Raw genomic sequence first — 13,136 nt, forward strand, 5'->3', positions numbered from 1 at the left:
AAAAAAATAAATCTAGCTCCTGAAATTTATTAAAATGTTCATTATTTTATCTTTGTCACGATCAGTCAAATTTGTGCCTGACGGTAAACATAAACCCTTGTCAAAAATTATACCACAAACATTACTTCCAAAGAATTTATACTCTTTAAAAAGTGCTTGCAAGTGCATGGGTCTCCACAAATACCTGGTTTCTATATTATTTTGAGAAAACTTTCTTTTTAAATTTTCTTTTGTTATTTCTATATTATTTCCTTCAATGGTGATTGTATTTAACCAATAATTAGAAAAATAACCATCCACAGGTTCCTCAAAAAGATTTACTTCCTCAATATTTTTAAAAATATTTTTATAAAATTCGTGATTTTCTCTTCTTTTAAAAATTCTTTCTTCCAAAACCTCAAGCTGCCCCCTGCCGATTCCTGCAGATATATTATTCATCCTATAGTTATATCCTACTTCGGAATGGCTGTAATAGTCTCTGTTTTCTTTGGCCTGGGTGGCAAAATAGATCGCCCTATTCTTACTTTCCTTATTCCGAGATATCAGGATCCCACCGCCTGAAGTGGTGATAATTTTATTTCCATTAAAGCTGACGACTGAAAGATCCCCAAAAGTTCCACAGGGTTTATTTTTATACTTACTTCCCAAGGCTTCTGCACTGTCTTCAATGACCGGAATATCATATTTCCTTGATAATTCAAGGATTTCATCTACCATAAACGGCATTCCGTATAAAGAAACGGTAATGATTGCTTTGGGTTTTTTACCTTGCTTCAAGCAGTATTTAATAGCATCCTCTACGGCGTTTGGACACAGGTTCCAGGTAGTAGACTCACTGTCTACAAAAACAGGTATCGCTTTTTGATAAAGTATAGGATTTGCGGAAGCAACAAAAGTAAAGGACTGGCATATGACGAAATCACCTTCTCCCACATCCAGCAATCTTAATGCAAGGTGTATTGCTGCTGTACCGGAAGACAACGCCGTTACGAATGAATTATTTCCCAGTGAATTTTCCAATATTTTTTCAAATTCATCGATATTTGATCCATACTGAGAAATCCAGTTGGTATCAAAAGCATCCTGTATATATTTCAATTCGTTTCCTCCCATGTGCGGAGGTGACAACCAGATCTTATTTTCTTCCAAGTCTTTTGTGTTGTTATTAATTTTCAGCCAAAAATATCAATTATTTTCTCATATTCAAAACCTCTGCTCATGAGATATTTTATGGTTTTAGATTTTCTTTGATATTCGGGTATCCCTTTTTGCTTTGAAAAGTAGTCTTCGTAGATTCTTGAAATTGTTTTTATATAGTCATCTTCATAAATTTCATCAAAGCACTTATTCATCAGTCTTTCAGAAATTTGCTTCTGTTTAAGATGCATTCTGATCTTATTTTTACCCCAATGATTGATATAAAATTTTCCTCTGATATAGCTACGGGTAAAACGCTCTTCGTTGAGATAATTTTCTTTCAAAAGAAATAAAATAATTTCTTCTTTTGCTTCATCAATAAGCAAAAATTCTCTCATTTTCTGTTCTACTTCTGCATGACAGCGATCCTGATATACGCAATAGCTGACCAGTTTTTGCTTAATTTCATCAAAAGTAAAAGATTTTTTCTCCATGTGTATAAAAAAAGAATGAGCAAGCGCTCATTCTTTATATGTTATAATACTCTCAATTAATAGTTGAATAAAGCCTTCCCTTCCATCAGTTCGTTTACTTTCTTTCTTACGGAAGCAAGAACTTCTTCGTTTTTGATATTGTCAACAACTTCAGAAATAAGTCCTGCAATAGTATCCATATCATTTTCTTTAAGGCCTCTGGTAGTAATGGCAGCTGTTCCTAATCTGATACCTGATGTAGTGAATGGTGATTTATCATCAAAAGGAACCATGTTTTTGTTACATGTAATATCGGCAAGAACTAATGCTTTTTCAGTTTCTTTACCGTTTACTCCTTTATTTCTAAGATCTACCAACATAAGGTGATTATCAGTTCCTCCACTTACAATATCAAATCCTCTGTCGATCATTGCTTTTGATAAGGCCTGAGCATTAGCTTTCACTTGTTTTGCATAGGTTTCAAACTGTCCATCAAGAGCTTCTCCGAAAGCAACTGCTTTACCGGCGATCACGTGCTCCAGCGGACCTCCCTGTATTCCCGGGAATACAGCTCCGTCCAATACCTGGCTCATCATTTTAATTTCTCCTTTGGGAGTCTTATGACCGTATGTATTTTCGAAATCTTTCCCCATCATAATCATTCCTCCTCTTGGACCTCTTAATGTTTTATGAGTGGTCGTAGTTACTACGTGGCAATGTTCAAACGGAGAATTCAGTAATCCTTTGGCTACAAGACCTGCAGGGTGTGCAATATCAGCCCAAAGTGTCGCACCTATTTCGTCTGCAATCTCTCTGTATTTAGTATAATCAAGATCTCTTGAATAAGCAGAGAAACCTGCAATCATCATTTTTGGTCTTTCTCTTAGAGCTACTTCTCTCATTTGATTGTAATCGATAAGGCCTGTTTCTCTTTCTACTCCGTAAGAAACGACCTCGTATTGAATTCCTGAGAAGTTCACGGCAGAACCATGAGTAAGGTGCCCTCCCATTGAAAGGTCCATCCCCATAATTTTATCACCTGGTTTCAAAACTGCAAGATAAATGGCTGCATTGGCCTGAGAACCTGAGTGTGGCTGTACATTTACATAATCTACACCGAAAAGCTCTTTTGCTCTGTTGATCGCAAGAGTTTCAACCTCATCTACTACTTCACATCCTCCGTAATATCTCTTTCCGGGATATCCTTCAGCATATTTATTGGTCAGTACACTTCCCATTGCTTTCATCACATTTTCAGAAACAAAATTTTCTGATGCGATAAGCTCTAATCCATGAGTTTGTCTTTGTCTTTCTTTTTCAATCAGGTCGAAAATAATATCCATTTTACTTTTAGTTTTTGAAATTTTTCACTCCAAATGTACGGATTTTTCGTCGAGATTTCAGTATCAAAAAAATGATTTTTGAACGCGAGATATGGAAAAACAATAGGTTAAATTATGACTTCAGGTCTTCATAATCATATCAGATTCATGGTTTAAAAAGCTTCATCAGCGAGCTCTTTATTGGCTACAGCGCCCGCAAAATTTCCTTGAGCAACGGCATTAGCAACCGATCTCATCATCGTTACATTATCACCACAGGCAAAGACTCCGGGAATACTTGTTTTCTGCATAAAATCAACTTTTACAAATCCCTGTTCTGTCATTTCGCAGCCAAGATCTTCAGAAATATTGATATTTTGTTGGAAAGGAATTTTAGCATATAAAGCTTTTAGCGGAAGAAAAGTTCCGTCTTTAAAGACAACCTTTTGAATATATCCGTCTGTATGTTCAATCTTATCAATTTCATTTTCATTCAGGCTGATAGTATTTTGTTTTAATTTTTCAATCTGTTCATTTGTTAAAACAGAATTTCCATTCGTCAGCAAGGTCAGGTCTTTTGTCATGTTAAAAACCAGTTTTGAAAAGTCAAAAGCCATATCTCCGTCAGACAGAATTCCCGTGGTCTCATTTTTCACTTCATAACCGTGGCAATAAGGACAATGGAGTACAGAAATTCCCCAGCACTCTGCAAACCCCGGAATCTCAGGCATGATGTCTTTTACTCCTGAAGCCAAAATCAGTTTTTTAGCGTAAAAAAAATCATGGGTATCGGTTTCTACTTTAAAACCTTCGGGAGTCTTTTTTGTCTTAATGACAGTTCCCGGATAAAATTTCACTGTATTATATTTTTCTACCTGTTCTCTGGCCAGCCCCGCAATTTCTTTCGGAGGCCTTCCGTCGTGAGTGATAAAATTGTGTGAATGGGGAGTCTGCCTGTTGCAGGGTTTTCCGCTATCAATGATTGCAACATTTCTCAATGATCTTCCTAAAGCCATCCCTGCAGATAACCCTGCATAGCTGCCTCCAATGATAATAACGTCAAAATTTTTATTTTCCATTGTAATTGGTTCTAAAGCAATAATAACTGTTTGCCATGACAAAGATAAATCAAAAAACAGTTAACGCAATAAAGTTGCATTAAATATTTTTATATATTTATAATTATTATACACCTGATCCGTGGAAAGGAAAATTCTATGCATTAAAGAGGCTATGATTCATCCTTGAAAAGGGCAATCGTATAATCCAGTAGTTTTATTCCTCCTGTATCACCATGACCCGGGATGATAATTTTCACATCAGGATAATGTTTTTTTATCTTGGCCACGGTAGCTGACCAGTCTTTTACATTAGCATCTCCTAAGTAGCCTTTGCCTGCTCCTATTTCTTTGATCAAACAACCTCCAAACATAATCCGTTCATCAGGAAAGTAGGCTACTACATTATCTTTTGTATGGCCTTCACCGAAATATTTCACAAAAACATTCGTACTCCCGACTTTTAATGTCAGATCATTGTCAAAACTATGCTGTGGAATATTTGCATTATTCTTTTGAGCAAGACCGATTGTTTTCTTACTGGCATAGGAAGGGATCTTATTTTTATCAAATTCTTTAAGACCGCCCAAGCAGTCATTGTGAAAATGAGTAGCAACGACAGCATTAACACCTGCATTCAGATTATTTTTAATCCAGGAAATAAGGTCTGCTGAACTTTTGTCATCAGAAGGAGTATCTAATATTACGGTTTCATCTCCCTGCTTTACAACCATTCCGTTGCAGGGTACCCGGCCAAAAGAGTCTGTATTCAGGTAAGAAATATGCTGGTACACATGATCGGACAACTGAATAACGGTGAGGTTATCGGTTTTAAAGACTACCTTAGGCACATGTGAAGATTTCTTGGTATTGCAATTCAAAAAAAATAAAAACAGGGAAAGTAATAGTATTTGGGATACGGACTTCATATCAATTCTTTAACGATGTAACTAATTTAAAGATTCTTATCCGTTACCTCTTGCCAAAAAAAGTTAATTATCTGTTAAGATACGCTTTAACCTCATCTATTTCATCTGATACTCTTTTGTTGATGTCTATTTTCGCTCCTTTAAACCCGAAAATAATGGCACCGTTTTCTCTTGCAAACGGATTGGTAACTGAACCAACCACTACACTGTTTTCGAAATAAGGACTTGTTTCCCTGAGCTCATTTTTAGACTCGGAATAATCTTTAACCCTGATGACATTATTATATTTTTTACTTAAATCAAACCAATTGATATAATCTGCATTGAATGACACAGCCCTGATTCCCAATTTCGAATAATAATTGATGGCACCGGCCTGGCCGTAATTGTCACATAAAACCAATGTATTTCCTGATTTTGACAAATAAGAGTACTCGCTATCTACTTTCTGTGCCAGCTCCTTCCATCCCTGCATATCAGCAAAATCCTGAGGTAAGGAATGATCTTTTCCGTCTTCCCATCGAAGCAAACCTATCTCTTTGTACCATTTCGGGTGACCTGCAATATATTCAGGACTGTTATTGGGGAATGCAAAGAAATATAAGGGAAGAAACATAAGTATGGGAAATATAATACATACAGGTTTACAGACTTTTTCCATCCTTTACCGAACCAATAATCAAGATAAACACTCCCAAAAGCAATATACACGGGATAAAGCCCTATCGCATAATAATCTTTTGCTTTGAAAAACATAAATAATCCTATTGTAAAGACATATCCCCAGAAAAAGAACAGGATTTTTTCAAAAGGCCGATAAAACAACAGGGCATACCAACCGGCAATAACAGCAAAAACAACCCCTATAAAAAACAGCATCTGAGCTTTTAAAAAATCAAATCTGTTCACATTAACCAACTGCCGTTCTGAAAGTTCTTTCATATGGTGTATGACAGGAAACCGATAATGATATTGCCAGAGAAGATTGGGCAACACAATGATGAATGTTAAAAGTAACGCTCCATATACATGTTTGTTGATGAAAATTTTCCTTTGACGGGTGAATAAAAGGGCCGGAATAAAACCCAACGCAAGAAAAGCAATATTGTATTTATTTAAAACCCCGAGGCCAAAAACAAATCCTCCCCAATAGAGCCATTTTACTTTTTCCGAATTGATATATTGGATCAGAATGTAGAAAAACAAGGTCCATAGAAGCACTTCTAATGAATTAGGCTGGAAAAGCATATTTAAACGGAGAAGTATTGATAATAGCAGTCCTAAAGAGGCTAAAACCTGAGCAAACAGGCTTCCCTTTAATTCTTCAATGATCTTCCAGACTACAACGATCGTTAAGGCTCCGAATAAAGCCTGAAAAATTTAACCCAAAACACAGAACCTCCCAACATCCTGATCATCCAGGCCTGCCATGAGGTAACGGGTGGAACAGACAAATATCCCCATGCAAGGTGATATCCCTGATCGAGATGCAGATATTCATCGCGCTGCAATTCATATTCCGGAGTAATGAGTGAATACTGAAGAATAAACTTTGCAATAATAAAAAGAAGGAGGACCACATAACTTTTCTTCATGGTTTAAAGTTTGGAATTAAAATTAAGACATTTTACCTTTCTTTTTATTACATCACAAAAAATCCCGGAGACAGGTCTCCGGGATTCAACAGTTTAAAAATGTATAGTGTTAGTTTATTATTTTTTCTTTGCTTTTTCTTTTAGTTCTTCTTTATCTTTATCAGACGGGTTCCATACTTTCACTTCAGAATCTTTGGTTATTTCTGAGCCAGGAAGAATCTGAACATTGATCCCATCGCTGGCACCCAGTTTCAAGTATACTTTTTTAAATTTTCCGTCTTTTTGCTTTACCTCTGCAAAAGGAACATCTTTCCCCTGTTTCTTTTCATACTGAACGAGGGACTCATCCAACAGCAGAGCATTTTTTTGTGAGCTTAATACAATTTCACCATTCGCAGAGAACCCTGCTCTGATATATTCATTATTAGGATTTTCCACATTCCCTTCTACCGGGAATTTGATGGTTCCTGCATTATCTTTTCCTTTAGGAGCGATCATGGTAAGTTTTCCCGGAAATGTTTTATTCTGTAAGGCACCGATCACAATGTTCATTTCCATTCCCTGGCTTAATTTGCCGGCTTGTGCCTCATCAATTTCTCCTTTAAAGATTAAAGAATTTAAGTCTGCTACTGAACAGATCGTTGTTCCGGCATTGAAATTATTTGCTTCAATCACCTGGCTTCCCAATTTTACAGGAACTTCAAGAACGGTTCCTGATGCCTTGGAACGAATCTGTGTAGTGGCAAGACCTTGCCCCTGAAGTTCCGGAGTTGCTCCTGTTTTTGCAATCTGCAATCTTTTTTGAGCGGTATTCAATTGTTGCTGAGCATTTTTAAGGGTCTGCTGCTGAGAAAACAATTGTTGCTGTGAGTTTAGATAATCCTGCTTAGAAACTACCCCTTGCTTGTAAAGTCTGTCCTGCATATCATATTGCTTCTGCATATTTCCAACATTCAATTTGGCATTACTTATTTGAAGCTGTGCATTCTGAACTTCCTGCTGAGCAGCGTTTACTTCAGAAATACTGGGAACAATTCTAACAGTAGCAATCAACTGTCCTATCTCCACTTTATCTCCTTCTTTCACTAAAATTTTATCGATAATCCCGGTAATATTCGGTTTGATTTCAATTTCCTCTTTCGGAACAATTTTTCCTGTAGCCATTACCTTATCATCCATATTCTGAATCGTAGGTTTACGGGTCAGGAAAGCTTCTCCCTCCTGAGAGTTCGATTTAATAAGATAGCCAATCCCTGAGAACAATGCCACTGCAAATAAAAGCCCCAACACTATATAAATGGCTTTTTTCCAAGTGAATTTCTTTTTCATATGTATAGTTGTATAGTTTATTTTTTTATATAAAGTTTAAAAGCTAAAAACAATTTTTTATCGAATGATGTGATCAATTTTATTTTCAAATGAATTACTCTGTTCTTAAGGCTTCAATAGGTCTGATCTTTACGGCTCTCTGTGCAGGGATCATTCCGATTATTAATCCTAAAACAACCATCACACCCATGGCTGCAAATACGTTCCCATAATTCACGGTCGGATTATAGAATGGAAATGCGTCCTGGCCCTGCGTCAATGCATTTAAAATCATCAATACAAAAATCCCGAACATAAAGCCCAACAATCCTGAAGAAAGTGTGATCACGACACTTTCCAGCAAGATCTGGTTTCTTACTTCCGAAGGTTTGGCTCCCAGTGCACGCCGGATTCCTATTTCTTTTGTTCTTTCTTTCACTGTAATAAGAAGGATATTGGAAATTGCGATTACGCCTGCGAGAATCGTCAGTGTTCCCACGATAATGGTCAACAGCTGCATTCCGGTAAGGAAACCTGTCAGTTTTTTAAATTCTTTTCCTAAGTTGAAACTCCCGAAAGCATTGGTATCTTCAGGGGAAATTTTATTTTTAGATTTTAATACCTGCTTTACATCCTGTTCTACGGAATTCACATTTGCATTAGGCTTGCTCACGATCGAAAATAAATCAATCTGCTCTCCGGCATTATACATTTTCGTATAGGTAGACAATGGAATAAATGCAGTCTGATCATTTTCAAAACCACCTCCTTTTTTCACTCTGAAAACTCCGATTACATTAAAGAAAATGCCTTTGATATTGACAGATTTACCGATAGGATTTTCTTTCTTCTTGGAGTCAAAAAAGTTTTTATAAATTTCTTCTCCGATGACAACTACATTTTTATTTCCTGAAACATCAGCATCATTGATGTAGCGCCCGAAAATGAGTTTCTTTTCTGATATTTTATTTCCTACGGCATAATCTCCGGTCAGGGAATACGTTCCGTTTTTACCGTTTCTTGACATCGCTTCACCGGGAGTTCCTGTAAAACTTCCTCTTGCATTTTGTGGTGATATGTAATCTATAGCGGTGACCTTTCTTTTCAGCATATCCATGTCAGAAAGCTGCAAATGCACTTCCCTGCCCTTGGGAAATCCTTCGTACGGAATGGAGGTTTTCTGTGCCCAAAGGAAGATTGAGTTGGTAGCAAATCCTGAAAACAGTTTATCGAAACCGTTTTCCATTCCTTTTGCCGCTCCGAGAAGGCTTACATACAAAAACATTCCCCATCCCACACCGATCATGGTAAGAAATGTACGGAGTTTATTATTCCTCAATGAATAATAAATCTCCTGCCAAGTATCTTTTTTAAATATGATATTCACCTTTCTGAATTATAGATTATACATTCTGTTTGTCTATTCATTATTCCGTTCTCAATGCCTCAATCGGTTTAATTCTTGAAGCTCTGTAGGCAGGAACAAATCCTGCGATGAGTCCTGAGAAAATCAATGCAATAAATGCCATAAACACAGTTCCCCATCCTACACCAGGATTTTTAATAAAAAATTCTTCAAGACTATCTCCAAGTAAATTCAATGTTAAAATCCCGACACCGACTCCTACAAATCCTGAAATAACTGTAATGACAACACTCTCCTGGACAATCAAAGCAACGATGCCTCTCGGTTTGGCTCCGATCGCCTTTCTCACACCAATTTCTTTGGTTCTCTCCTTTACGATATACACCATGATATTACTGATCCCGATAATTCCGGCCAATAATGTCCCGAGACCGATAAATCCTACAATCGCGGTAAGAACAGCCATAAACGTAAAGGTATCATTCATATTTTTGGCATTATTCCATACACGAACTCCGTTTTCATCATCAGGGGAAACATTTTTTCTAGATTTTAATTTATCCTGCAGCTCATCACCATATTTGATGGCCTGATCGGGAGTCAATTTATCATTATATGTGATATAGGCTATATTTACCGTATCAGAGCCTTTTTTCATCTGTTGTAAAGTGGTAATCGGCACTGTAATATGTCTTTCGTCCCTGTCTCCACCGTCATCTGAAAAAACTCCGATCACCTTGTACATTGTTCCGTTAATATCCAGCTCTTTTCCAATCGGGCTTCCGTTTTTAATCAAATCCCGCTGCACCATTCTTCCAATGACCGCAACATTCAATTTTCTTGTCAAATCCATGGAGGTCAGGTAGCGGCCGTCAATAACTTTTCTGTTTTCAATAACCTGCTCACCCGGTTCAGCACCATTGATCTGATAAAGGCCACTCTCCTTTCCGTATTTCACCATTAAATTGGCGCTGTATCTGGGGCTGGAGGGACCTGCTTTTTTCTTATCGGCATTCACTAAAAAATCATAGTCTGCATTATTCATGGTAACATTACGATCAGACTGCAGACCTTTATAGGCTAAGGTCGCTTTTCCTGTAGAAATAATAATAAGGTTTTTGGCATCACCGGCGAAACCTTCGGAGAAAGCATTTTGAAGTCCTTTTCCTATTCCGAAAAGCACAATAAAAATAAACAACCCCAAAGCCACCGTAAACCCGGAAAGTACCGTTCGAAGTACATTACTCCGAATAGAACTGAATATTTCCTGCCAACGATCTAGGTCAAACATTTTAGTTGATATTAAAAGATTGAAAAATTTAAAGACTAAAAAACTGTATCATTAAATTTTCAAATTATTCTATTTTCAAATTCTCAAATTCCTTTATAAAACAATCTGCTTAATAAACTCATCACTTTCGATGATCCCGTCTTTCAGCACTACATTCCTTTTGGTCTGCGCTGCCACATCAGGTTCGTGAGTTACAACGATAATTGTTTTTCCTTCATTGTTAATATCCTGAAGAAGCTTCATGATATCGTGAGTCGTTTTGGAATCCAATGCTCCCGTAGGCTCATCTGCCAATACGACTTTTGGATTGGTAATCAAGGCTCTGGCAATAGCAACTCTTTGCTTTTGTCCCCCTGACAGTTCACTCGGAAGGTGGTTCGCCCATTGTGCAAGGCCTACTTTTTCCAGATATTCCATCGCCTTCTGATTACGTTCTTTTCTGGGTACGTTCTGGTAGTATAAAGGAAGTGCTACATTTTCCAGAGCGGTTTTATAATTGATCAGATTAAAGGATTGAAAAATAAATCCCAGGAACCGGCTTCTGTATTCTGCTGCTTTTACTTCAGACAAATGCTCAATGGGAACTCCGTCCAATTCATAAGTTCCTGAATCTTTTTCATCCAGAATCCCAATAATATTAAGAAGTGTAGATTTTCCCGAACCGGAACTTCCCATAATAGAAACAAACTCGCCTTCTGAAATGTTCAGATTAATCCCTTTAAGGACGTGAAGTTTGCTTTTTCCCGTATCGTATGATTTATGTAAATCCTGAATTACTAACATTAAGTGATCTATGTTTTATACCCAATAAGTAGATGATATTTTCAAATTGTTACAAGAATAAAAATTTATTCAAATATTTTTTTGTTTAATACATTAATCCTTTATTACAAGCTATTTATTGAATTTTGTTTAACTGTAACTTTAGTTTTCTATCTATTTCTCCACTCCATCCCTCTTCAGGCTATTATTCGTGGCTGTTTCATGTAAATGTGGAAAACTTTTACGGCTAAAAGTCAACTGATTAGTATTTACCTCTTTCAAAATCAGTTCTTTTTTTTCGAACTTTGTATTTAGATTCTGATCAGAAACACAAACTTAAAATGTGAATAACCAATATTCACAACCATCACAAAAACAAAAGGTTACACATTTTACGAACGTTATCCACAGAGATCTGAATTATTTAATTATAAAGATATTTTAATATGGGAATTTTTGATAAGAGAGTAAGTTATAAGCCATTTGAATACCCGGAGGTGCTGCAATTTGTAGAAGCAATCAACAAATCATTCTGGGTACATTCGGAAGTGGACTTTACTGCAGATGTACAAGATTTTCATTCGCAGTTGGAACCGCATGAGAAGAACGCTGTGAAAAATGCGCTGTTGGCCATTGCACAGATCGAGGTGTCTGTAAAGACATTCTGGGGAAATTTATATAACCACCTTCCAAAACCGGAATTTAATGGATTAGGATCTACCTTTGCAGAATGCGAGTTCCGTCATTCTGAAGCATATTCCCGTTTATTAGAGGTATTGGGATATAATGACGAGTTCCTTAACGTCATTGAAATTCCTGCCGTAAAAGGCAGAATCGAGTTTCTTGGAAATGCCTTAAAACATGCCAATTCAGCAACTCCCAAAGAATATGTTTCTGCACTGTTACTTTTCAGTATCCTGGTAGAAAACGTTTCTCTTTTCTCTCAATTTGCCATTATTCTTTCTTTCACAAGATTTAAAGGATTCATGAAAAATGTTTCCAATATCATCGCATGGACTTCTGTAGATGAGCAGATTCACGCCAATGCAGGAATCTACCTGATCAATAAAATCCGTGAAGAACAACCTGATCTTTTAACAGACAGCGATATTGAAGATATCTACACGCTGGTAGATGAATCTATCGCAAGAGAAGGTGACATCCTTAGCTGGATCTTTGAATTGGGTGAAATCGACAATGTATCTAAAGAAGACCTGTTGAACTTCATGAAGTACCGTGTAGACGACAGTTTAAAGAAAATCAATATGAAAACAAGATACAACATCACTCCTGAGCAATACAGACCAATGGTATGGTTCGAGGAAGAAGTATTCGCAAATTCATTGGATGATTTCTTTGCCAAAAGACCTGTAGATTATACGAAACACGATAAGAGTATCACTGCAAACGATTTATTCTAAGAGAAAAGGCGCGAGCGAAGCGAGCGTCGAAACATATAGTATTAGCGTTTTGTCGTTCTGAACAAATAAAGGAATCATACAGCATTCTTCATTTCTCAAAATGACATGTTTAAATAAAAATAAACACAAAAATGATTAATGTAATCGTAACCTATACGGTAAAACCTGAATTTGTTCCAGCTAATAAAGCTAATATTCAAAAGTTTCTGGATGATTTTAAAAACCTGGATCAATCAACCTTTGAATATAAAGTATATACAAAAGAAGACGGCGTTACATTTTTGCACTATTCAAACTACATCAATGAAGAAGTTCAGCATGAAGTTTTGAATAAACCATCTTTTAAGGAGTTTCAAAGATTAAGAGATGAAAGTGGGCTCAATGGTTCCCACAAAGTAGAAATTTTACAATCAATAATATAAAAAAACAAAATTCCGGAGTGATGATCCCATTCCGGAATTCGAAAATATAACA

General features: G+C 36.6%; 11 protein-coding genes and 1 pseudogene. 2 read left to right on the plus strand and 10 right to left on the minus strand.

Features of this window, described 5'->3' with window-relative positions:
* Positions 1 to 12: 12 nt before the first annotated feature.
* From H3Z85_02840 to H3Z85_02885, 10 genes and pseudogenes are all read right to left on the minus strand, one after another.
* Positions 13 to 1,113 carry a DegT/DnrJ/EryC1/StrS family aminotransferase gene (locus tag H3Z85_02840; GenBank protein QPQ53829.1) on the minus strand — a complete coding sequence of 367 codons (1,101 nt, stop codon included), beginning with the start codon at positions 1,111 to 1,113 and terminating at the stop codon, positions 13 to 15.
* A 59-nt stretch (positions 1,114 to 1,172) separates the two neighbouring features.
* Entirely contained in the window at positions 1,173 to 1,631 is a 459-nt protein-coding gene (locus H3Z85_02845) for a RecX family transcriptional regulator (protein ID QPQ52443.1), read from the minus strand.
* 56 nt (positions 1,632 to 1,687) lie between these two features.
* A complete protein-coding gene (locus H3Z85_02850) occupies positions 1,688 to 2,953 on the minus strand; it encodes a serine hydroxymethyltransferase (protein ID QPQ52444.1) in 1,266 nt (421 codons plus the stop codon).
* A gap of 152 nt (positions 2,954 to 3,105) precedes the next feature.
* Positions 3,106 to 4,011, minus strand: coding sequence for an NAD(P)/FAD-dependent oxidoreductase (locus H3Z85_02855; protein ID QPQ52445.1), 906 nt, complete (start codon positions 4,009 to 4,011; stop codon positions 3,106 to 3,108).
* Positions 4,012 to 4,163: 152 nt separating this feature from the next.
* A complete protein-coding gene (gene bla / locus H3Z85_02860) occupies positions 4,164 to 4,919 on the minus strand; it encodes a subclass B1 metallo-beta-lactamase (protein QPQ52446.1) in 756 nt (251 codons plus the stop codon).
* Positions 4,920 to 4,986: 67 nt separating this feature from the next.
* Positions 4,987 to 6,514 (minus strand): annotated as a pseudogene (locus H3Z85_02865) (glycosyltransferase family 39 protein).
* A 117-nt stretch (positions 6,515 to 6,631) separates the two neighbouring features.
* A complete protein-coding gene (locus H3Z85_02870) occupies positions 6,632 to 7,843 on the minus strand; it encodes an efflux RND transporter periplasmic adaptor subunit (protein ID QPQ52447.1) in 1,212 nt (403 codons plus the stop codon).
* A 94-nt stretch (positions 7,844 to 7,937) separates the two neighbouring features.
* Positions 7,938 to 9,209 (minus strand): ABC transporter permease, encoded by a 1,272-nt coding sequence (locus H3Z85_02875; GenBank protein ID QPQ52448.1) that lies wholly within the window; start codon positions 9,207 to 9,209, stop codon positions 7,938 to 7,940.
* Between the two features lie 40 nt (positions 9,210 to 9,249).
* Positions 9,250 to 10,479: an ABC transporter permease gene (locus tag H3Z85_02880; GenBank protein ID QPQ52449.1), complete on the minus strand. Its 1,230-nt coding sequence runs from the start codon at positions 10,477 to 10,479 to the stop codon at positions 9,250 to 9,252.
* A gap of 93 nt (positions 10,480 to 10,572) precedes the next feature.
* Complete coding sequence (locus H3Z85_02885) at positions 10,573 to 11,262, minus strand: ABC transporter ATP-binding protein (protein QPQ52450.1); 690 nt, start codon at positions 11,260 to 11,262, stop codon at positions 10,573 to 10,575.
* Between the two features lie 425 nt (positions 11,263 to 11,687).
* Between H3Z85_02885 and H3Z85_02890 the strand changes: the two genes are divergently transcribed.
* Entirely contained in the window at positions 11,688 to 12,662 is a 975-nt protein-coding gene (locus tag H3Z85_02890; GenBank protein QPQ52451.1) for a ribonucleotide-diphosphate reductase subunit beta, read from the plus strand.
* Positions 12,663 to 12,793: 131 nt separating this feature from the next.
* On the plus strand, positions 12,794 to 13,084 hold the full coding sequence (locus H3Z85_02895) for a hypothetical protein (GenBank protein QPQ52452.1): 291 nt from the start codon (positions 12,794 to 12,796) through the stop codon (positions 13,082 to 13,084).
* Positions 13,085 to 13,136 lie beyond the last annotated feature (52 nt).

Source organism: Chryseobacterium indologenes, from assembly GCA_016025055.1.
Lineage (GTDB): Bacteria > Bacteroidota > Bacteroidia > Flavobacteriales > Weeksellaceae > Chryseobacterium > Chryseobacterium indologenes.

Coding starts and splice junctions, on each gene's coding strand:
- H3Z85_02890 (QPQ52451.1), top strand. CDS start 11,688: ATGGGAATTTTTGATAAGAGAGTAAGTTATAAGCCATTTGAATACCCG.
- H3Z85_02880 (QPQ52449.1), bottom strand. CDS start 10,479: ATGTTTGACCTAGATCGTTGGCAGGAAATATTCAGTTCTATTCGGAGT.
- H3Z85_02870 (QPQ52447.1), bottom strand. CDS start 7,843: ATGAAAAAGAAATTCACTTGGAAAAAAGCCATTTATATAGTGTTGGGG.
- H3Z85_02855 (QPQ52445.1), bottom strand. CDS start 4,011: ATGGAAAATAAAAATTTTGACGTTATTATCATTGGAGGCAGCTATGCA.
- H3Z85_02850 (QPQ52444.1), bottom strand. CDS start 2,953: ATGGATATTATTTTCGACCTGATTGAAAAAGAAAGACAAAGACAAACT.
- bla (QPQ52446.1), bottom strand. CDS start 4,919: ATGAAGTCCGTATCCCAAATACTATTACTTTCCCTGTTTTTATTTTTT.
- H3Z85_02895 (QPQ52452.1), top strand. CDS start 12,794: ATGATTAATGTAATCGTAACCTATACGGTAAAACCTGAATTTGTTCCA.
- H3Z85_02885 (QPQ52450.1), bottom strand. CDS start 11,262: ATGTTAGTAATTCAGGATTTACATAAATCATACGATACGGGAAAAAGC.
- H3Z85_02845 (QPQ52443.1), bottom strand. CDS start 1,631: ATGGAGAAAAAATCTTTTACTTTTGATGAAATTAAGCAAAAACTGGTC.
- H3Z85_02840 (QPQ53829.1), bottom strand. CDS start 1,113: ATGGGAGGAAACGAATTGAAATATATACAGGATGCTTTTGATACCAAC.